This is a genomic window from Bacillus xiapuensis (genome assembly GCF_002797355.1).
Taxonomy (GTDB): Bacteria; Bacillota; Bacilli; order Bacillales; family Domibacillaceae; genus Bacillus_CE; species Bacillus_CE xiapuensis.
On the sequence record NZ_KZ454940.1, the window covers coordinates 551,281 to 571,083 of the forward strand.

A 19,803-nucleotide genomic window follows, 5' to 3' on the forward strand; every position below is an offset into this window, starting at 1 on the left:
GGAAGCAATCCCCTTGGCTGTCCGCAACTACATTTCGTGCAGCTACAAAGTTTCCCTGCTGCCAAACTTGTTGCTCTAGACCCACACGATTTCTTATTGATATCTTATAAAGACAAGTGAATAGAATAGTGGAGGAATCAACATGGAGACATATGAAGATATAAAAAAAGGAGAACGCGGAGCTTGGATCAGCATAGCCGCCTATATCATTCTCTCCCTCATAAAGCTGATCATCGGTTATATCGGCAGCTCTAAGGCTCTTCAAGCCGACGGATTAAATAACTCAACAGATGTCATCGCTTCCGTAGCCATATTAATCGGCTTAAAAATCGCCCGTAAGCCGCCCGATGAAGATCACCGTTATGGCCATTTCCGCGCTGAAACGATCGCGTCTCTCGTGGCCGCCTTTATTATGATGGCGGTCGGCCTGCAAGTGCTGATCGAAGTTGGACGCTCGTTTTTCCTCACAGACCATGCCACACCTGACATGCTGACCGCATGGGTAGCTTTATTCAGTGCGGGAATCATGTTCATCGTTTATTTTTATAACGCGAGATTAGCGAGACAGATTAACAGTCAGTCGCTCATGGCGGCAGCCCAGGATAATCGTTCTGACGCGCTTGTCAGTATAGGAGCCTTCATCGGCATTCTCGGTTCCCAATTCGGCATCCTATGGCTCGATATTTTAACCGCCTTTATCGTGGGGCTGATCATTATGAAAACGGCTTGGGACATCTTTACGAAAGCCTCTCACGCACTGACAGACGGATACGACATTGAATCACTGAACGACATCCGCAACACCATCAGCCAAGTCGATGGCGTGGATAGTGTCCGCAGTGTGAAAGCACGTCTGCACGGCAACTTGACTCTTGTAGATGTAGTCGTTTGTGTCAACCCAAACCTTAACGTGACAGACAGCCATAAAATCACCGAGAACATCGAGGAAATTCTCAGACAGGAGTATAACATCCGCGATGCCATTATTCATATCGAGCCAGCCAATGATTAACGGCTTGCGTCTTTCTGATTCCTCATTAGGTATAACCGGCGCAGCCAACTGCAAAAGAGGCTGGGACTTTTCCTGCACGAGCTGTGCACGGAACTGAACGAAGCACTGGCGGATCAGTTCTTTCATATGGGGATGCACGTGAAAACGGTTGATCGTGCGGTAGCTGGGCTCATATCCTTGGGCGAGCCACATCATCCGGATACTGTCTTTGGTCAGGTCGTCTATCTTACGCCCAGAGAAAGCCGATTGGGTGTAGCCCGTATAGAATAAGTTTAAGCATCATGCAGGGATGCTTTCAACTAAATGGTGGATCGAAAAGGCGATGTCATTTTCTTGTAGCCGGACAGATAAATCTAAAGGCAAAACGATTTGGTTCATGTTATAATCTTTAAACATAGGGACCCTTCTTTCTAAAATTTTGTGTGTAACGAAAAAAGAATCAAAGCCGGTGAAATTTTACTCGTCGTAAAATTTCACCGGCTTTTTCATTTCCAGGGTGGGTTTTGTCCCAGCCTCTATTTTAGGGGCTTATGGGACAGCCCCTTTTTTCCTTATTTAAGATTTTTTTTAGTTTTAGGCTTTGCAATTAAGTTATAAATAAAAACACCAATGCCTATTAATAAAATAAGATTGAAAATTTGCCAAATGTAATCCATTTTTTTCACCTCTCAATATTTTTAAAATTTGTTGTTAAATTTAAGAGTCAACTTTACATTTTGTTTTCTTATTGTTCCAATTCCTTTTACAAAAATAACCCAAGATTTTGTTCCTTCAGCATAAGAAGTACCACTTGTTCTACTCTTATTTAATCTAGAGTATGGTTTGTAATTGTCTTTCCAATCAATACCTAATGTTACTCCTGTATGTGAAGTCCATGTTTTTTCAACGGTTAATTTATTTTTAGCACCCTTACGTACTTTAGTATGTAAATTAATATTTCCAAAACCTGAATTTTTAGATGTCTTAAATGTTTTTGTTGTAGCTGCTGCAGAAAAGAAAACTTGGTTAGAGTTTGCTTTCGTATTAACAAAATCTTCTTGAAGGTTTGATTCAATCTCAATAGGTTGATCAATGATACTCATAAATTTATGAAACTCATCAACAGTATCAAAGAAAATAACTTCAGTACCTTTAGCAACTTCAGAGTTTAAATCTATTGGTTTTAATCCATATTCATTCAAAGCCTTTTTGACATTATGTTCAAGATATTGAGTATCCAGATTGACTTTATTAACAAGTTTACTTCCATCTACAATTTTATAGTTTGAAAGATCAGTATTTTCCTCAGCACTCACTTTGAGTAAATTTGATGGGATCAAACTAAAAAGCAAAACGAAAAACAAGATAATACTAAGTACTTTCTTCATAAGACGATTCCTCAATATTAATTTTTATATACTAAATAATAACATATTTTACTGTATTTTGTGTAATTTTTTAAAATTTAACTGCTCAAGATTTAAAAAATTAGGGGTTGCCAAACAAATGGCGAATTGCTATTTAATATAAGAGTTAGAATGACAAGCTTTTAAATGTTAAAAAAGAGTCTGGGACATAACTAAATTTGCTGTCATGAAAGCCGAATCATTGTGTTTAATAAAAAACATGAAAAACGATAAAACCGAACTATTACGAAACTCTAAAGGAGAGTTCTAAATAATAGTTCGGCTTTTTTATTAGCTGAAAACCTTTTGTCCCAGCCTCTTTTTCTTCATTATAATGAGCCCGCTGCTTTCTTCGGTCTTTTTCGGATCGGGATGGTGCGCAGCACTTCTGACAGAATTAACCCAAGCGCAATAGCACCGGAAATCATAAAGGCTTGGGCAGTAAGAACGAGCGCAGCCGTATATTCATTTTGAACGAAGCTGCGCATTGCATTGTATGATATACCGCCGGGAACGAGCGGAATAATACCGGCTACTGTAAAAATAATAATCGGCATTTTCAGCTTTTTAGCATAAATATGACTGATGATGCCGATCACGAAAGAGGCAATCACCGTCGAAAAAACGGGTGTCATCCCGTCCTTCCACAGCCAATAATAAACGATCCAGCCAATCATCCCTACCCATCCGCTCGTGAGCAGCGACTCTTTCGGCGCATTAAAGATAATACCGAAGGCGGCCGCAGCCACAAAGCTGGTAGCCAGCTGCACTGCAATATCCATTTACAGCCCTCCATTCTAGAAAAAGGTGATCACCGCTGCGATCCCTATGCCGATGGCAAAAGCCGTTAGAAAGGCCTCAGCTCCTTTAGCCAGACCGGAAATCAAATGCCCCGCCATTAAATCGCGAACAGCATTTGTAATCATTAATCCTGGAACAAGCGGCATGACCGAGCCGATAATAATTTTATCAAGCTCTTGCCCCATTCCCGTCCAAACAAAGAAATGAGAAAGCAGCCCAATGATAAATGCCGCCATAAATTCAGAGAAAAACTTGATTGGACTAAGTCTGTGAAGGTAGATCAAGGCGGCAAATCCGGCTCCCCCGGCAATCATCGCCGGAATAAAATCCCCCCATGTACCTTGGAACATGATTAAAAAACAGCCGCTGGAAACAAATGCGGCAGCGATCCTCATATTTAATGAAAAAGCAATATCCGCCGCCTCGAGCGCCTTTAATTGAGCATACGCCTCCTCCACGGTCAGCGATCCGCTGCTGATCTTTCGGGATATGCTATTCACCAAGCTGACTTTCTTCAGGTCAACTGTCCGATCGGAAATACGAATCAGCTTCGTTTTCGTCGGCTCTTTCGTCTCAATGGAAAACATAATGCCTGTCGGCGTCACATAGCTATGCGCTTCCTGAATGCCGAATGCTTGAGCGATCCGCGTCATCGTATCCTCTACACGGTATGTTTCCGCTCCGCTTTCCAGCATGATTTTCCCGGCCAGCAAACTGACATCCACAATATCGTATTTTTCCTCTAATCGCCGATCCATCTTATCTCCCCATGCGTTTTTTTAGATCCATCCAATAAAGCCAGCCCCGCGCTGCAAAAAGGGCGGGGCAGGGCGGGAAAGCGCATATTTTCCCTTCATGGCAGAAGCCTTGCAGCTTCTGCTTATTTATTCGAAATGATTCGTTTTCTGATATACAAAACGACAAACACGATAAGTAACAGCGCCAGCACGGCATAAACAACATTGGAGTAAATATCCATATACCCTACAATTTCATTCCAGGAGCCCCCAACGGCCGCTCCGATATTGACAAGCACCACATTCCAAATCAGCGTTCCTAAAGTCGTTAATAAGAGAAAGGCGCCCATATTCATATGCGTCATTCCGGCAGGCAGAGAGATCAAGCTTCTGATCAAAGGGATAAAGCGACAGAAAAAGACCGTCCACACCCCATATTTTGAAAACCAATCATTCGCTTTATGGATGTCTTCATTCTTAAGGCGAAGAATATGCCCATACTTTTCTACAATCTTTTCAATTCTCTTAATATCCAAAAGCACGCCGATGCCGTATAGCACAACCGCTCCGGCTACAGATCCGATTGTAGAAGCGACAACTACCCCGAAAATGCTTAAATCTGTACGGGTTGTCATATAGCCTCCAAACGTCAGAATCACCTCGGATGGAATCGGGGGAAAGATATTCTCCAGCGTAATTAACAAGAAGATACCTATATATCCGAATTGCTCCATCACACTCGTAATCCAGTTTTCCATATTTCCCGCTCCTTTTATTCATTTTAGCCCGTATATAAGATGCCGTAAGTCTCCCGCTTCAACAATGGAGCAGGCAGCTAAATCCACGGTGCAGGTAACAAAGGCGCTGCAATGACTGCCTTTGTTCTTCTTTTCTACAGCAGGGGAGGAAGGCAAGCCCCACTGTTTGAAGTGCTCTTTATCGAAACTAACTCCAGTCACTGATCACTATTCGATAAGAACACTCTGCATTCATTCTATCAAGAGATGATGAGAATCCCAAAAGAAATATGGCTATTATATAGTAATATTACACCAAACGGCAATCTCCTTTTAACAGAAACGATCCCGCTCAAGGAAATTACAGCCGCTCCCTCATCACAATATTCCCAATGTTCGTTGCTCATGATAGTCTGCTTGTAAAAAATAGTTTACAATATGTAAAAAATAAATTACAATCTTACTAGAGGTGGTACTATTGCTGGAAAACAAGCTAGTCGTTTACCGAGCGGAAAAAGGGTGGACGCAAGAACAGCTGGCTAAGAAAGTGGGCGTAAGCCGCCAAACGATTGCCACTCTGGAGAAAAACAAATATAACCCATCCCTCATTCTCGCCTTCAAAATCGCCCGCGCTTTTGAAAAACCATTAACCGATGTTTTTGACTATAAAGAGGAGTGATCGAGATGTTTTGGCTAAAATTGCTGTTTATTGGGGTGTCCGTTCTTTGTACATGGTATGTAATGGGCTTCGACGACAACGAGGAAAGAAAGGATGAACGGGGCCTTAAAATTCAGCTGAAACGAAATAACACGCTGTATGGACTGCTGTTTGTAGGCATCACACTGCTTATTTCCCTTAATATAGCTGGAGTTATTTCAACTCAGCATCTGCCAGATATATTGCTGTGGTTTGTGCTTTCTCTAAATGTGTTTGGAGCTGCATTGACGTATTTTCACAAGCATAGGGCGATTGGATGAAGGCTGCCCCTTCCTCATCCTGTTGATTTCCCCCATGATGGCCATCCTTCCTTGAAGCTAGGCTGTCCGAAAAAGCGGGACCTTAAGCCTGAAAACAAAACACCCAAGAATGCCGCTAAACCCGCATTCTTGGGTGTTCATTTTCTTCAAAAAGAACCGATTGAACAGCCTTCTACGCATGCTTGTGATTCTTAAGAAAGTGAATGATGAAGGTTCCTCCAAATATGGCCAATAAAGTGAGGAAGAACGCTTGATCGCTCATTTGGTAGCCGAATAGGCTTGCGGCCATTTTCGCAGAGATAATTAAAATTAAAAGATAAGCAGCGGTCTCAAGCTCCGGCACTTTACTAATCAACTTTAAGAATACGCTGGCAATTCCCCGCATCATTAAGACGCCGAGCATTCCGCCTATAAGCAGCACCCATATTTTCTCACTGATGCCGAAAGCCGCTAAAATACTGTCCACGGAAAAGGCAATATCCATTAGCTCTACGGCCGCAACCGTTCCCCAAAACGTGCCGAACAAACGTGTCAGCACGCCCTTCGGATTATGCTCTTTGATCTCGTCTTTCGGGCTGGCCGCTTTGGAATGATCAATAAAATACTTAATGGCCAGCCAAGCGAGATAAGCAGCTCCCAGCGCTTTCACCCACCACAGCTTAATTAAATAGACGCCAATGCCGATCGCAATGAAGCGAAAAGCATAGGCTCCTAAAAGCCCGTAAAATAGCGCTTTCCTTTGTTGATGAGGCGGCAAGTGTCTCACCATGACCGCTAACACCAGCGCGTTATCTGCTGACAGCAGCCCTTCCAGAATTACGAGCGAGCCGATCAGCCCCCAGCTGGCTGGATCGCTTAATACTTCGACCCACATATTCCAGTCAAAAAATTGAGCGTATGTTTGCAAAATACCCTCTACAACATTCATGATTTGATTCTCTGCCCTTCGTTTGATCCATTGGCTTTGCCAAATAGACGATTTTACCAATTTGTTTATTTTTACATTTTACTGCAACTATTATTTTTCTACAAAGCATAACGCTTATCACAAAAATTCCAACAGTTTCGACAAAATGCCGAGCCTGCATTTGTTTCGGAAGCGCCTTATCACTCCATCATGATTCTTTCTAGATCGAGGGGCTCTATATATTCCCCGTTTCTGCAAGCGCGCATATTGCCGCCGGAAATTTCATCAATCAGCACAATTTCCCCGTCTTCTAATCGGCCAAATTCAAGTTTAATATCGTATAGTTCGATCTCTTTTCTCGCCAGCTCTTCCTGTACCGTTTGCGCAATTTGCTGCGTTAACTGCTTCAGGATCGCATACTCTTCTTTCGAAAGAATCCCCAGCATATCCAGCGCATCTTCCGTAATGGGCGGATCTTGGCGCTGATCATCCTTGAGCGTCACTTCAACAAAGGCATGAAGCGGCTGACCTTCTTCTGCATACATCCCATAGCGGCGCAGGAAGCTGCCCACAGCACGGTAGCGGCAAATCACCTCTAAGCCCTTGCCGAATACAGCGGCCGGCTTAACAATCATCGTATTTTCTTCCATATCGGCGTTCACATAATGAGTGGGAATCCCTTTATCCCGCAAGCGCTCAAAGAAATACCTTGTTAAGCGAAGTCCCGCGCGCCCCGCTCCCTCCATTGTTAAGCCAACCGTATTCGCCCCGGGATCAAACACGCCGTTTTCTCCCGTCACATCATCTTTAAATCTCAGAAGATAGTTTCCATTGTCCAGTTCATAGACATCCTTCGTCTTTCCTTTGTATCTCAGCTTCATTATGTATTCCCCTTTTCTATCCTGTTTACACTTCTTTTTTATTATGCAATATTTGGGCAAAGAATAACATAGGATGCTTCCCGCTCTGGAAGTGGGGATTTTCCAGCTCCTATATGCGCGATACAAAAATAAAACCTAAGCATGCCGTAAAGTCTGCATGCTTAGGTTGTTCATGTTGCCGCCTTTGACGGCAGCCTTCTGGCCTCATCTGCCCAGAAAGCATCAATAGAGGGTATCTAGTAAAACTGTGACTTTAAAAAGATCTCCGTCCACCTCGATATCCATTTGGCCGTCATGCAAATCAATAATCGACTTCGCAATGGCGAGCCCCAAGCCCGATCCTTCCGTATGACGGGAGCGGTCGCCCCGCTTAAAGCGCTCAAACAGCTCGTCAAGATTATCGCCAAGTTCATATTTCGTCACATTTTTGAACGTAATAACCGCTTGCGAATCCGTTGTTTTCATGGAAATATAGACTCTCGTCTGTTCCAATGAATACTTCAGAATATTGCCGATCAAGTTATCGAAAACACGCCAGATTTTCTGTCCGTCCACACAGGCATGAACCGGCTCATCCGGGATGGTCACCCGAAACTGCAAGCTGGACTCCTCAATGGCTTCGCTGTACTCAGCCAGCGCCTGCTGAAGAAGCTGAACAAGATCGGCGTTTTCTTTGTGCAGCTCAGCATTGCCGCTCGCCATTTTGGATGCTTCGAATAAATCATCAATCAGCACCTTTAAGCGCTGGGACTTGCGGTCAATAATTTCCGTATAAGCAGCGCGTTCCTCCTCATCCAGCCCAGGTGTTTTCAATAATTCCGTATAGGTAATAATGGATGTTAACGGGGTGCGCAAGTCATGACTGACATTGGTAATGAGCTCGGTTTTCAGCCTTTCGCTTTTTGCTTGTTCCTTTTGCGAGGCCCGCACGCCCTGCTTCAATTGATTGAGATCCTGCGCTAATTTCGCCAATAACGAGTTCCCTTTCACAGGAAGATTCTCTTCAGAATAACCGGCCGCCATTCTCGCTGTATGCCGGATAATAGCCTTCAAATAAGCGGCTTTCTTTAATAACAGAATAAAAGCAGGCAGCGGAATACAAACAAACAATAGCAAATAAAGGAACAGCAAGTCAGGAAGTCCTTCCCCCCATGCCCAGGCAACAATCGGCACACCGAATCCTGTAAAGAAAAATATGGTGATGAAGATCAACAGCTGCAGGCTAGTAAAACGCGTGTCCCCCAACAGCACAATCAATCGGTAAACCAGCGTGCTTCTTCCTTCCGCCTTCAGCCCCGGGCCTTCTTGAATCCGCATCCACAGCAGCTTCCCTTGCAAAAGGGCTATCGCGGCGGCCGCGGTTAATGCGACAAACATAACGATGAGCTCTTCATCCGATGACCAGGTGAAATTCAAATAATAGTCCGAATAACCGCTCAGAAATATAGAGTTCATTGAAGACATGAATAGCATGGTCACCAAAGAAGTGACCAAAAACGCAACAGCCGCTAGATCGGCGGGTATTTTGTTATAAATAGTCTTCCATTTCTCGCCGACAACGGCTGGAATGACAGCTTTTTTGCGGAGGATCCATACACTCACTGCGAACGCGATCAGCCCGCTGATGATAAAGATAAAGAAGCCTCTCTGAGCATTTTTGTATTTCACGTAATCACGCATAATCGGATTGGAAGCAGGCGCATGCTTCACGACAGCAATCCGCCCTTCATATGTCTCATAATCAGCTGGGTCAATGTCCTCGTAATACGCTTCCGCATAACCAGGAGTGTCCGCTGAATAATTGCCGCCAGCATCTATTTGCAATCCATTCGATGCATTGTATTTGCGGATATGCAGCATATTCTTATCATCGAATACTTCATTTAATGAGCTGCTTGACAAGTTCACATTCGTGTACTCTTTTCCAGTGGACGTATTTTTTAAGTAATATTTAAAGACATCTTTATAAGCATTAAACTGCTCACGTTCTTGCTCCTTATCCGCATACTGTTGATCAATGGCCTTTTCCTTCTCTTCCCGGATCTTTTTGCGCACATAGTCATCACTTTTAAAACTATTCGTAACCTCTTTTAATTTTTGATCTCTTTCTTTTTGGTAAGCCTCAGCAACTTCTATGTTTTCCGCAAGATGAGCTTCTTGAATCTTGCTGCGGTATTCTTCCTTAATAGCAGCTACTTGTTCTGATAAGCTCCCATTGCGATTGCGGTATTCATTCACTTCTTCCGGGGTAATCGTAATTTTTCCCTTGGACTCTTCTGCAGTTTGGTCGTTCAGTTCATAGCGGCTTAAACCGCTGATAAATTCCATATACTGCCCTTCAAATTGAGACGTGTGAAAATAATCCTTTTTCAAATAATGGTTTCCGTATTGAAAGAAACCCAGCAGCGCGCTGACGCCGCAGGTAAATAACAGCACCAAGCCGAGAAATGCCATCCTACTTCTCCATTTTGTACCCAATTCCCCACACCACCTTTAAATATTTTGGATTCTTCGGATCAATTTCAATCTTTTCCCTAATTTTGCGTATGTGGACAGCAACCGTATTTTCAGCATTATATCCCGGCTCATTCCACACGCGCTCGTAAATTTCATTAATGGAAAACACCCGTCCGGCATGGGTCATTAATAGCTCTACGATCTTATACTCGATCGGTGTTAGCTTGACCGCTTCTCCGTGGACGGTCACTTCTTTAGCTGATGCATCAAGCGTTAACCCGTTTAAATCAATCAGTGATGTCTGGCCTTCATACGTGCCCAGACGCACATAGCGGCGCAGCTGTGATTTCACGCGAGCAACTAGCTCCATAGGATTGAAAGGCTTCGTAACATAGTCATCCGCGCCTACCTGCAATCCTAAAATCTTATCCGTATCCTCGCTTTTGGCACTCAATATAATAATGGGAATATTCTTTTCTTCCCGAATTTTAAAAGTGGTTGAAATGCCATCGAGCCGTGGCATCATCACATCAAGCACAATTAAGTGAACCGGCTGCTCGTGCAGCTTTTCAATAGCTTCGATGCCATCCTTGGCTTTGATGACCGTAATGCCTTCGTTTTTTAAATAGATTTCAATGGCATCACGGATTTCCGCTTCGTCATCCACGACCAGCACATAATAATGATTCATATCCTCTCACTCTCCTTCCGCCAGTATATCACGCGATCGCTATAGCTATTGTAGCCGGAAGTTCTTAAAAAAAAGGCAGTACATTTCTTAAGAATTTCTTAAATTAGGATAAACAGAGCCTTCAAACAATGTCTCTCTGATGAAAAGAAGAACAAGGCCAACATCTGAGCATCCTGTTGCAGCGCCTTTATCTCCCGCTCAATTCTTGAAGCGGGCTGACGGCATCTTTATGCAAGATCAAGATAAACAATAAGAACCCGCGCATTGCGGGTTCTTATTGTTTGCCTTGATATGCGTTGACAAGTCCGTGTCCGTTAAAGGGATGCTGGCGGTTCAAGTCCTCCGCGAGGCTTTTAAGCGCTGCGGCAAAGGCTTCCTGGCTGCGGCCGCAGATGTGTAGTGCCGGCCAGCTAGCATCCTCTCTGCCTTCTTTCAAAAAGCGGATAAGATGCTCGCGGCTACTTTTAAAGCCGAATAGTCCGCTTGCATAACCCGCTTCCTTCACATAGCGATATTTGATGGCCCGCAGTAATTCGAAAATATCATAATGCCTCGCAAATTCCGCTTCATCAAAAGCAAGCTGCGTGCGAATGAAGACGTCCTTCATAAACGGATAGAGAAAGAGACTCTCTAAGGGCAAATGGTATCCCTTGTCAGCTGCAACATAATGAAACAGCCGCTGAAGCCCCCGGTCAGGTGATGTATAGCGCAAGAAGGAAAGCTGGTGACTGTATGGGTCATAGACCTTCGGCCGGGTAAACAGTTCGTTCAGCAAGCGATATTTCTTCTTCATCACCGCGGCTATGCCCGCGCTGTAAAGAGCCGCTTGAAGCGGCATCTGCTGCAAGCTGAGCAGATGGGGCTGACCGCTGTGCCGCATGAATCCCGTCAGACGCTCCAGCGTTTGCATAAGAAGAGCTTCTTGCTCCTCTCTCTTCATATAGTAAGCAAGGACGGCGATCAGCATCGCCAGCGTCCGAGTTTTTTCTTCTGCTGCCCTGATTTCATCTTTAACTGATTCCACGGAAATATTTCTGTGGAATTTTTTCTTAGAAAAGTAGGAAACAACTCCTTTTGTATGCTCCGTGAGCATCTCCCGAACATTGATTTCCTGATCATCGGTGATATAACGCTTCAGCCGCTTTAAGGTGATTTGAATGTTTTCCGGACGGACCCTTTTTACTTTCGCAATACTGGAGACATTTTCATATAGCTCTGTAAAGAAATGATCGGCTCCCCGCGTATCTACAATTTTGCAGGCATCGCGATAATAAATCAGCTCCTCCGCATGCGGCGTGAGCATGTCTGTAAACGCGTGCCAATACCAAGAATAGCGCCGGCCTTTGACCGATTTGATCAAATCGCGCAGAGCTGTATCCCATTCCGCTGACCAGCCGGAGACAATCACCCCGTACTCGTCAAACACACGGCGGATGATTCGTTCAATCGGTTCAGAATAATGATCGAGCTCATCGGTCACGTTTTTAAACCTCGTATCGCGGTAATCGCCATTAATCTTCAATATTGTGCACCGCGCGTGCGCCAGCGGCTTCATTCCCTCGATATCCGATTGATGGTAAAGCGTTTGATACTGAAGGCTGAGCTCATCAAGAGAATGCTCAAGCAAGCGATCAAAGTTAGTGGTGACAATCACTTTAATATAGCCTTCTTGCACTAGCTTAGCGATGGCGCGGTGTCCATCTGTCGGAACCTTTTGCTTCTCAGCAATCTCTTCAGCCGTCGGTTCAAAAAACTCCTTTAGCAGCCCGCTTCGTTCTGAAGGGGTTTTCGCCAAGATCTCAATGACCTCGTTATACAAAGGAACCTTTTGGTATGTATGCTCATACCACTGGATAGGATCGCGCTCATCGGCGCCGCTTACAAGCATCACTCTGCGGCATAGCTCGCGCAAAATCCCCCGGCCTGTCGGAATTCCCGCTGCATAAGAAATACCCGAGCCCAGCAATAGAGCGTAGACCCCTTTGCTGGCTTCCATAGAAAATGCTAAAGATAACAGCTTCTCATCCATTTTCGACTGACTCCTTTCCAAACAGCCTAGCTTTCCCTTTTTATGCAAAGATGGATAGGACTCTCTTCTTGAAAAGGGATGGAATTCCCTTTCTTTCATCTTACAAAACGCAATAAAAAAAGATGCCCCCCGCTCCATCCAGGGATCATCTTCACTAAACTGCCCGGGCTTTCCATGCCCTTTGCAGAAGGGACGCTTGACAGCCTGTGTCATTTCACTTTAGATCCATCCTTTTATGTAGCCAGTTTACTTTCGCAAAAGAAAAGCGGGTATTCACAACGGTAAGCAAATGATGATGACAGCTGTCATGAAAACCATTCAAATGCTGATTCTCCTCTGCCTATGTCCATCCGCCTGAAAGGACAAACAAAGGAGCGAATGAAAAACCGGCTTCACAATTCCACAAAAACCTACTTGATTTATCGGATTATTGAGTTTATAATAAATCCTACGTAAATACTCATAAATAGAAGGAGTGTTCCTATGATGCAGTTACTGTTAACGGGACTGTTATGCGGAGGTTTGTTGGGGTTTGTGATGCAGCGCGGCCGCTTCTGTGTAACAGGCGCGTTTCGAGATATGTATGTCACCAAAGATTATCGGATGTTTATCGCCTTTTTGCTGGCGATTACCGTACAGAGCATCGGCGTGTTTCTTCTGCACTCGCTGGGCGTGATTGAGTTTCAATTAGGCAACTTTATGTGGTTCGCCACCATCAGCGGCGCCTTCATTTTCGGCATTGGCATTATTTTAGCCGGAGGCTGTGCGACCGGCACTTGGTACCGCGCAGGAGAAGGGCTGATCGGCAGCTGGATCGCTCTCTTCACTTATATGGTATCCAGCGCGATGATGAAGAGCGGAATTTGGCAGCCGGCGACCGCTTCCATGCAGTCCCATCAGCTTGAAGCCCAAACGATTCACGGATCCCTCGGCGTTTCTCCATGGGTACTTGTAGCGGTTCTTGCGGTCATTACCGCCTTCTTCGTCTGGAAGCAATTATCCAAACCAAGCGTAAAGATTCCAACGATGAAGCCGAAAAAAACAGGAATAGCCCATCTTCTATTTGAAAAACGCTGGCATCCGTTCGTCACCGCAACACTGATTGGATTGATCGCCATTTTGGCTTGGCCGTTAAGTGAAGCGACCGGAAGAATGTTCGGACTTGGCATCACCACACCGACCGCCAATCTGTTGCAATATGCTATAAGCGGTGATTCGTCCTTTTTAAACTGGGGAGTCTTTTTAGTCCTCGGTATTCTCATCGGTTCATATATTGCCGCTAAAGGCAGCGGAGAGTTCCGCTTCCGCACACCCGATGCCGGCACATGCCTCAAAAGCGCGGGCGGCGGAATCTTAATGGGAATCGGCGCCAGTCTTGCCGGAGGCTGTTCGATCGGAAACGGCTTAGTCGAAACCGCATTATTCACTTGGCAAGGGTGGATCTCGCTGCCGTTTATGATCCTAGGTACGTGGACAGGTGCCTACTTCACGATTATCAGACCGCGGCAAAAAGCGGCAAAACAAGCAAAAGTCCGTGTGCAAACGGCTTAAATGATACATGTAGGAGGAATCAATTCATGCAAAAGAAATTAGAAGTACTCGGAATGGTCTGCCCCTTTCCGCTAGTAGAAGCAAAAGAAGAAATGGCCCATCTGGCAAGCGGCGATGAGTTAATCATCGACTTCGACTGCACGCAAGCAACTGAAGCGATTCCGCGCTGGGCGGCTGAAGAAGGTCACGAAGTCACGAACTTTGAACAAAGCGGAGACGCTCAATGGACGATTACGATCAAGAAAAAATAAATAATCGGTTCGGCTGCGAATCTTTCAGGGGGCTGTCACTTTAGACGTTATTTTGCACTATAGAAAGTATAAAAAAGCCCAATTTTCCATTAAATTGAGAAATTGGGCTTTTTGTTATTATGGAAAAGCACCCGATTGTAGTACAGTTTACTCCGTCACTCTACCTTAATAACAAAATCTGCATATTGGTTTTTCATCAACTGAAACAGAAATTGCCCAAAACCCTTCTTCATCAAACGCAAGCTTTACTCTACATTTAATTCTATCTACTTTGCGGAGGGTGTCAGCGACGCTGACACTACCACTTTAACGCCCGTTGATAAAAAACAGGAGGTGCTTCTATATCTGAATTAGAAGTACCTCTCACTTGTAATAGACTTTTTATTTTTTCTCAATTTCTATATTACGAACTTGACTGTTTTGTTCATCATTATCAAAAAAGAATCAAATGTTAATTTTGTTTTTCTTATCCCTATACTCCATTCCCGTACCATACATATCCCCTGCCTTTAAGCGTCTATAAGATTTACCATAGTTATGAACGACTTCGGCAAATGTGCTCTTAATACTAATCCCTTTCTATGTAGAAATAGATGTATCAGTAGGTTCAGCAACTAAGGTCAATTCTTGAATTTTTTTATTTTCTACATTTACATAAATTCCGGGATTATCCTCTAAAGCAAGATAAACTGAGTTGTTTTCTATTCGGGATGTATCTTCTTAGTTGATCGAGGAGCCAATCTTTATTTGATTGAGTCTCTCACCGGATAAATCTGTGCTTTTTTGAAATAATTCTGGAAGCATGAATGTTGAAATGACAACCACGACAAGTAATACAAGAGATAAAATAAAGACTATCCTTTTGTTTTTAATAAAGGCAATCACTACCAATATCAGTAAAATAAATGCAATTATTGTGGTAATTCCCATCGTTTCGCTCCTTTCTTAACTTTTAGGGCTAAACCAGCCTGTGTGTTTGTGATAACCAACTGCATGCTTTACTATATATTTTGAACAATATCCTGCTGTTGTATTGTGTTGGGTTGAACAGTAACGTTTATTGATATCTTTGTCATAATCATGGTAACATTTTGTACTTTTTTCCAAAGCAACATCACAATCACTTTGGAAAAAGTTTTGAATTGTTCTCCAGTAAGTTTTGCTAGAATAGTATCCATCATTCCCCTTATAACCATTAAAAAACAGGCATATAGAAGCCTTTTTTCTTAATAATTGTTGATGCGAATTTTTAATCTTTCGGGAAATATATAGAAATTTATTCCAACATTATAGACTGAACAATCTAATTGTTGTATGATTGCTTTGAGGAAAGGGTGGGAATTATATGGAATTTTTCTCAAACTTTTCTTTATTAACAGTTGGATTAATTTTGATAATAATTATTATTTCTTTTTTATTATTTAAAAGAAAAAAAATACTGTTTCCTTTAATAGTATTATTGATAGGTCTAGTCTTATTTTTCTCAAGTTTTACTATTGGTGGCTGGGAAGGTATGGGGCTAGGAATGTTTAGTTTATCATTGCTTGTCGCTTCGTTTGTATCTTTGGCTTTGTTAATGTTTTACGAGACTTATAAAACTATAAAAAACACACGATCCGAAAAATGATCGTGTGTTTTGATTTTAATCTTCCTCTCCCAGCTTATACAATTCTTTTTTGAGAACTTCTTTTTCTTTTAGAAGCTTTATTAGCCATTCTGCAATCGGGGACAGCCCCTTCTACTATCCAATTGAACCCCCCACAAACAAAAAGCGCACTGCAAGGAAGGATATGCCTCGGCTTATGATAAGATATATGCATAGATTTCCACAAAGGAGCTGAGGAAACGTTGAAGAATGAGCTGATAAATCGATTTACTTCCTATGTGAAGGTGGACACCCAGTCGGATGAAAACAGCCAAACTACACCCTCGACAGAAGGGCAATGGACACTGATTCGCATGCTTGAAAAAGAATTAAAGGCGATCGGCATGAAAGAAGTGACGGTGGATGAGAACGGATACGTCATGGCGACATTGCCGGCTAACACAGAAAAAGATGTCCCTGTGATCGGCTTCCTCGCACATGTCGACACAGCGACGGATTTTACCGGCAAAAATGTTCAGCCGCAAATCGTTGAAAACTACGATGGAAAGGATATTCTGCTCAATCAAGAACAGAATATTATTCTGTCGCCAAAGGATTTCCCGGAGCTTGCTCAATATAAAGGGCATACATTGGTTACAACGGATGGCACTACCTTGCTTGGCGCCGATAATAAAGCCGGCATTACAGAGATCATGACCGCCATGGCTTATTTGATTCATCATCCCGACATCAAGCATGGAAAAATCCGTGTCGCTTTCACGCCGGATGAGGAAATTGGCCGGGGCCCGCATAAATTCAACGTGGAGGCTTTTAACGCCGCCTTGGCCTACACAGTGGACGGGGGACCGCTTGGAGAGCTTGAATATGAAAGCTTTAACGCAGCCGGTGCCAAAATTACAATCAAAGGGAAAAACGTTCATCCCGGCACAGCCAAGGGGAAAATGATTCACTCCGCAAAAATCGCGATGGAGCTTCACGCCAAGCTGCCGGAACAGGAAGCCCCGGAACATACAGAAGGCTATGAAGGCTTCTACCATCTGCTGTCCATCCATGGGGATGTCGAACAAACAGAGCTGGATTATATTATCCGTGATTTCGATAAACAGCATTTTCAAGCGAGAAAAGAACGGATGAAAACCATCGTCAAGGATCTTCAAAAAACATACGGCGAAGACCGCATTTTGCTGGAACTCCATGACCAATATTACAATATGAGGGAAAAGATTGAACCGGTCAAAGAAATTGTCGACATCGCTCATCAGGCAATGAAGAATATAGGCATTGAGCCGGTCATTAAACCGATTCGCGGCGGCACAGACGGTTCTCAGCTCTCCTATATGGGGCTTCCGACACCGAATATATTCACAGGAGGACAAAACTTCCACGGGCGCTTTGAATACGTTTCTGTGGATCACATGGAGAAAGCCGTGCACACGATTATTGAAATCGCCAAATTATTTGAAGAGAAAGCCTAAGACACACGAAAAGCCCGCTTGGTTGTGCAAAAGCCAAGCGGGCCGATTTTCTTTTACAGTTGTCTCTTCCAATGGCGGTGCTGAGCCAGCGCTTCTATAAATTGATCGTGGAAGGACGCAGAACCGGTCGTGATAACCCCTGGTTCGGAAGGCTGGACAGCGGCTTTAGCTAATAAAGCGGCTGCCTGGCTGGAAACCCCGATCGTTTTAAAATGCTTATAAGCTTCAGAGATGAAGTCTGCAGCTGCTTTTTGACTGACGATGTCACCGCCCGCCACGTAAACGGCATCGAACATGACGGAGTCGCTAGTCAGCAGCGTTTGGTTGACTTCTAATTTCTGCCCGCTCTCACTTTTGATTTCACCTAAAGCCGAGCTGATCACCATCGCATGAGCACCCGCTTCTTTAAGCGCCATCATCAGGGGCTGAACCTCCGCTTCATTGAATCCGTTGCCAGCGAGAATGGCCACCTTTCTTGTAGCCGCTCCTTTCACGCTGTTTTCTTGGCTTAATGCCGGTGAAGCGGCAGTCACTTTAGCCGGGCTTGGCTCTGTCGGAGGGTTGACGCCGACAGCAGCGGCTATTTCCTTCGCCAGTGTCCCATCCACGTTATGGAACATTTCCACGATTTTCTGTCTTGTTTCTTTGCTTTTCACTTTGCCGACTTCGAATTGGAACGCTTGAATCATATGCTGCTTTTCGACATCGCTCATGCTGTTCCAGAAAAGGATCGCTTGCGAGTAGTGGTCTTTAAAGCTGTCGCTGCGCTTCTGTACTTTGCGCCCCTCGACTTTCTCCTGATAATGGACGTAACCGCCCTCCGCTTCTGTTGCCGGCTGCGGGTCATTTCCTTGAAGCGCGTTTTTATGATAGCTTGTTTGTCCGCGGTCAATCGTCATCCGATGATAGCCGTCGCGCTGATTATTATGAACGGGAGCCACGGACCGATTAATCGGAATTTCATGGAAATTCGGTCCGCCGAGGCGGATGAGCTGCGTATCCGTGTAAGAGAACAGCCGTCCTTGCAAGAGCGGATCGTTGGAGAAGTCAATGCCCGGTACGACATGGCCCGGATGGAAAGCCGCTTGCTCCGTTTCGGCAAACACATTGTCCGGGTTGCGGTTTAACGTCATTTTTCCAATGATTTTCACCGGCACCTCTTCCTCCGGCCAAAGCTTGGTCGGATCAAGAATATCAAAGTCAAACTTAAATTCATCTTCTTCTTCAATCATTTGCACGCCAAGTTCAAATTCCGGATAATCGCCCATTTCGATCGCTTCCCAGAGATCGCGGCGGTGGAAATCAGGATCTTTCCCAGCAAGCTTTTGAGCTTCATCCCAAACGAGGGAATGAACGCCAAGCTTTGGCTTCCAGTGAAACTTCACAAACCGCGCCTTCCCCTGCTCGTTCACAAAGCGGAATGTGTGCACGCCGAAGCCTTCCATCATCCGATAACTGCGAGGAATGGCCCGGTCGGACATCGCCCACATAATCATATGCGCGGATTCTGTATTGTTGGCGACAAAATCCCAAAACGTATCGTGAGCGGTGGATGCTTGCGGCATCTCATTATGTGGTTCCGGCTTAAATGAGTGCACAAGATCGGGGAACTTAATGGCATCTTGGATAAAAAACACCGGAATATTATTGCCGACAAGATCATATACTCCTTCTTCCGTATAGAACTTTGTCGCAAATCCGCGGACATCGCGCACGGTATCCCCGGAACCGCGAGAGCCGGCGACAGTGGAGAACCGTACAAACACAGGCGTTTTGACAGTCGGATCCTGCAAAAATTTCGCTTTCGTATACTCCGTCATCGGCTCGTATACTTGAAAGTAGCCGTGAGCTCCAAATCCGCGGGCGTGTACGACCCGTTCAGGAATCCGCTCGTGATCAAAATGCGTCATTTTTTCCCGAAAATGAAAATCCTCCATTAGCGTCGGACCGCGCTCTCCTGCTTTAAGAGAATGCTCCGTATCGGATAGGCGCAAACCTTGATTCGTCGTCAGCTTCTCTCCCTTGTGATCTGCCCGAAACTCCTCCAACTGTTCGTCCTTCTTGTTCTGATTGGCGTTTCCCTTATTTTTCATCCATTTTTCCCTCCTGATCTTTCCCTGAAAAATCCAAGGTGAAATAAATTGTACGAATTCTGCAGCGGCCAGCCGGTTGATACATCTATGTATGGGCCTGCACCGCCTCTTGCTCAGTCCGTCATTTACCCGAGAAGGCGTTTGCTTAAACGGGGCTCCGGCAAAAATAAGAGGACAAGCTCATGACGGCCGAGAGCCGCCAAGGGGCGAAA

Annotated in this window: 18 protein-coding genes and 1 pseudogene; 7 read left to right on the top strand and 12 right to left on the bottom strand. The window is 44.5% G+C overall.

Annotated features, from left to right (window positions below; genetic code table 11):
• Positions 1-142: 142 nt before the first annotated feature.
• The gene (locus CEF20_RS14370; RefSeq protein WP_100332560.1) at positions 143-1,012 is read left to right on the top strand and encodes a cation diffusion facilitator family transporter; all 870 of its coding nucleotides are present in this window, start codon (positions 143-145) and stop codon (positions 1,010-1,012) included.
• A 66-nt stretch (positions 1,013-1,078) separates the two neighbouring features.
• On the opposite strand, the pseudogene CEF20_RS14375 reads toward CEF20_RS14370, so the two are convergent.
• From CEF20_RS14375 to CEF20_RS14395, 5 genes and pseudogenes are all read right to left on the bottom strand, one after another.
• Positions 1,079-1,408 (bottom strand): annotated as a pseudogene (locus CEF20_RS14375) (transposase); the annotation flags it as partial.
• 281 nt (positions 1,409-1,689) lie between these two features.
• Positions 1,690-2,379 carry a hypothetical protein gene (locus CEF20_RS14380; RefSeq protein WP_100332561.1) on the bottom strand — a complete coding sequence of 230 codons (690 nt, stop codon included), beginning with the start codon at positions 2,377-2,379 and terminating at the stop codon, positions 1,690-1,692.
• Between the two features lie 347 nt (positions 2,380-2,726).
• Entirely contained in the window at positions 2,727-3,179 is a 453-nt protein-coding gene (locus CEF20_RS14385) for a threonine/serine exporter family protein (RefSeq protein ID WP_100332562.1), read from the bottom strand.
• 15 nt (positions 3,180-3,194) lie between these two features.
• Complete coding sequence (locus CEF20_RS14390; protein WP_100332563.1) at positions 3,195-3,956, bottom strand: threonine/serine exporter family protein; 762 nt, start codon at positions 3,954-3,956, stop codon at positions 3,195-3,197.
• A 122-nt stretch (positions 3,957-4,078) separates the two neighbouring features.
• Positions 4,079-4,693, bottom strand: coding sequence for a DedA family protein (locus CEF20_RS14395; RefSeq protein ID WP_100332564.1), 615 nt, complete (start codon positions 4,691-4,693; stop codon positions 4,079-4,081).
• A gap of 457 nt (positions 4,694-5,150) precedes the next feature.
• Between CEF20_RS14395 and CEF20_RS14400 the strand changes: the two genes are divergently transcribed.
• Complete coding sequence (locus CEF20_RS14400) at positions 5,151-5,351, top strand: helix-turn-helix transcriptional regulator (RefSeq protein WP_157796301.1); 201 nt, start codon at positions 5,151-5,153, stop codon at positions 5,349-5,351.
• A gap of 5 nt (positions 5,352-5,356) precedes the next feature.
• A complete protein-coding gene (locus tag CEF20_RS14405) occupies positions 5,357-5,650 on the top strand; it encodes a hypothetical protein (RefSeq protein WP_100332566.1) in 294 nt (97 codons plus the stop codon).
• Positions 5,651-5,822: 172 nt separating this feature from the next.
• On the opposite strand, the gene CEF20_RS14410 is transcribed toward CEF20_RS14405, so the two are convergent.
• The 5 genes from CEF20_RS14410 to CEF20_RS14430 form a co-directional block, all read right to left on the bottom strand.
• Positions 5,823-6,578 carry a TerC family protein gene (locus CEF20_RS14410; protein ID WP_100332567.1) on the bottom strand — a complete coding sequence of 252 codons (756 nt, stop codon included), beginning with the start codon at positions 6,576-6,578 and terminating at the stop codon, positions 5,823-5,825.
• 179 nt (positions 6,579-6,757) lie between these two features.
• Positions 6,758-7,438, bottom strand: coding sequence for a phosphoribosylaminoimidazolesuccinocarboxamide synthase (locus tag CEF20_RS14415; protein ID WP_100332568.1), 681 nt, complete (start codon positions 7,436-7,438; stop codon positions 6,758-6,760).
• 222 nt (positions 7,439-7,660) lie between these two features.
• On the bottom strand, positions 7,661-9,916 hold the full coding sequence (locus CEF20_RS14420) for a sensor histidine kinase (protein WP_100332569.1): 2,256 nt from the start codon (positions 9,914-9,916) through the stop codon (positions 7,661-7,663).
• Positions 9,894-10,586 (bottom strand): response regulator transcription factor, encoded by a 693-nt coding sequence (locus tag CEF20_RS14425; protein WP_100332570.1) that lies wholly within the window; start codon positions 10,584-10,586, stop codon positions 9,894-9,896. Before CEF20_RS14425 ends, CEF20_RS14420 begins: the two co-directional genes overlap by 23 nt.
• 274 nt (positions 10,587-10,860) lie before the next feature.
• Positions 10,861-12,615: an SIR2 family protein gene (locus CEF20_RS14430; protein ID WP_100332895.1), complete on the bottom strand. Its 1,755-nt coding sequence runs from the start codon at positions 12,613-12,615 to the stop codon at positions 10,861-10,863.
• A 483-nt stretch (positions 12,616-13,098) separates the two neighbouring features.
• On the opposite strand from CEF20_RS14430, the gene CEF20_RS14435 reads away from it, so the two are divergent.
• The gene (locus CEF20_RS14435; RefSeq protein WP_100332571.1) at positions 13,099-14,166 is read left to right on the top strand and encodes a YeeE/YedE family protein; all 1,068 of its coding nucleotides are present in this window, start codon (positions 13,099-13,101) and stop codon (positions 14,164-14,166) included.
• 26 nt (positions 14,167-14,192) lie between these two features.
• Entirely contained in the window at positions 14,193-14,417 is a 225-nt protein-coding gene (locus CEF20_RS14440; RefSeq protein WP_100332572.1) for a sulfurtransferase TusA family protein, read from the top strand.
• Positions 14,418-15,418: 1,001 nt separating this feature from the next.
• Here CEF20_RS14440 and CEF20_RS17155 read toward each other — a convergent pair.
• The gene (locus CEF20_RS17155; protein WP_157796302.1) at positions 15,419-15,598 is read right to left on the bottom strand and encodes a hypothetical protein; all 180 of its coding nucleotides are present in this window, start codon (positions 15,596-15,598) and stop codon (positions 15,419-15,421) included.
• Positions 15,599-15,762: 164 nt separating this feature from the next.
• Here CEF20_RS17155 and CEF20_RS14450 point away from each other — a divergent pair, with 164 nt between their 5' ends.
• Both CEF20_RS14450 and pepT read left to right on the top strand, forming a co-directional pair.
• Positions 15,763-16,044 (top strand): YesK family protein, encoded by a 282-nt coding sequence (locus CEF20_RS14450; protein ID WP_100332574.1) that lies wholly within the window; start codon positions 15,763-15,765, stop codon positions 16,042-16,044.
• Positions 16,045-16,265: 221 nt separating this feature from the next.
• Positions 16,266-17,498, top strand: a complete 1,233-nt coding sequence (gene pepT / locus CEF20_RS14455) for a peptidase T (RefSeq protein ID WP_100332575.1) — start codon at positions 16,266-16,268, stop codon at positions 17,496-17,498.
• Between the two features lie 53 nt (positions 17,499-17,551).
• Here the strand turns inward: pepT and CEF20_RS14460 are convergent, their stop codons facing one another.
• Positions 17,552-19,591 carry a catalase gene (locus CEF20_RS14460; RefSeq protein WP_100332576.1) on the bottom strand — a complete coding sequence of 680 codons (2,040 nt, stop codon included), beginning with the start codon at positions 19,589-19,591 and terminating at the stop codon, positions 17,552-17,554.
• Between the last annotated feature and the right edge of the window lie 212 nt (positions 19,592-19,803).

What these genes read in the sequence shown, in the direction of transcription:
- CEF20_RS14440 (WP_100332572.1), top strand. Translation starts at nt 14,193, where the DNA reads ATGCAAAAGAAATTAGAAGTACTCGGAATGGTCTGCCCCTTTCCGCTA.
- CEF20_RS14435 (WP_100332571.1), top strand. Translation starts at nt 13,099, where the DNA reads ATGATGCAGTTACTGTTAACGGGACTGTTATGCGGAGGTTTGTTGGGG.
- CEF20_RS14405 (WP_100332566.1), top strand. Translation starts at nt 5,357, where the DNA reads ATGTTTTGGCTAAAATTGCTGTTTATTGGGGTGTCCGTTCTTTGTACA.
- CEF20_RS14395 (WP_100332564.1), bottom strand. Translation starts at nt 4,693, where the DNA reads ATGGAAAACTGGATTACGAGTGTGATGGAGCAATTCGGATATATAGGT.
- CEF20_RS14415 (WP_100332568.1), bottom strand. Translation starts at nt 7,438, where the DNA reads ATGAAGCTGAGATACAAAGGAAAGACGAAGGATGTCTATGAACTGGAC.
- CEF20_RS14425 (WP_100332570.1), bottom strand. Translation starts at nt 10,586, where the DNA reads ATGAATCATTATTATGTGCTGGTCGTGGATGACGAAGCGGAAATCCGT.
- CEF20_RS14390 (WP_100332563.1), bottom strand. Translation starts at nt 3,956, where the DNA reads ATGGATCGGCGATTAGAGGAAAAATACGATATTGTGGATGTCAGTTTG.
- CEF20_RS14370 (WP_100332560.1), top strand. Translation starts at nt 143, where the DNA reads ATGGAGACATATGAAGATATAAAAAAAGGAGAACGCGGAGCTTGGATC.
- CEF20_RS14430 (WP_100332895.1), bottom strand. Translation starts at nt 12,615, where the DNA reads ATGGATGAGAAGCTGTTATCTTTAGCATTTTCTATGGAAGCCAGCAAA.
- CEF20_RS14385 (WP_100332562.1), bottom strand. Translation starts at nt 3,179, where the DNA reads ATGGATATTGCAGTGCAGCTGGCTACCAGCTTTGTGGCTGCGGCCGCC.
- CEF20_RS14460 (WP_100332576.1), bottom strand. Translation starts at nt 19,591, where the DNA reads ATGAAAAATAAGGGAAACGCCAATCAGAACAAGAAGGACGAACAGTTG.
- CEF20_RS17155 (WP_157796302.1), bottom strand. Translation starts at nt 15,598, where the DNA reads ATGATGGATACTATTCTAGCAAAACTTACTGGAGAACAATTCAAAACT.
- CEF20_RS14450 (WP_100332574.1), top strand. Translation starts at nt 15,763, where the DNA reads ATGGAATTTTTCTCAAACTTTTCTTTATTAACAGTTGGATTAATTTTG.
- CEF20_RS14410 (WP_100332567.1), bottom strand. Translation starts at nt 6,578, where the DNA reads ATGAATGTTGTAGAGGGTATTTTGCAAACATACGCTCAATTTTTTGAC.
- CEF20_RS14380 (WP_100332561.1), bottom strand. Translation starts at nt 2,379, where the DNA reads ATGAAGAAAGTACTTAGTATTATCTTGTTTTTCGTTTTGCTTTTTAGT.